Below are 274 nucleotides of genomic sequence, written 5' to 3'. Positions count from 1 at the left end.
GGATGGTCAGTTTGATCTTCTACAAATGAAAGTATACTCTCTGCGAAGCCGACTAATATTAATGCTAGATACGGATACTGAAATTAAGTTAATAGTAGAAAGTCTAACTCAAGAACTAGTAGTTAGTGCTGTAAATGAAGATGTCAATGATAAGGACTTTCTAGCATACTTGGATCAGAACCGTGCACAGTTTGTCCTAGTAGCTGACCAATTTTGGTCTCAAGTCCAATCTCGACTTAATTAATATTGTAAATACTTAATAGTATGGCTACAA

Annotated in this window: 1 protein-coding gene; it reads left to right on the top strand. The window is 35.0% G+C overall.

Translation table 11 applies throughout. The features are described 5' to 3' along the window. Positions 1-244, top strand: a 244-nt coding sequence (locus AB4653_RS27120) for a hypothetical protein (RefSeq protein ID WP_372105786.1), incomplete at its 5' end; no start/stop codon positions are given. Positions 245-274: the final 30 nt, after the last annotated feature.

Origin of the sequence: Vibrio sp. 10N.222.48.A3, assembly GCF_041475345.1 — a bacterium.
Classification (GTDB): domain Bacteria; phylum Pseudomonadota; class Gammaproteobacteria; order Enterobacterales; family Vibrionaceae; genus Vibrio; species Vibrio tasmaniensis_A.
This window is presented reverse-complemented; position numbering and strand designations above follow the sequence as displayed.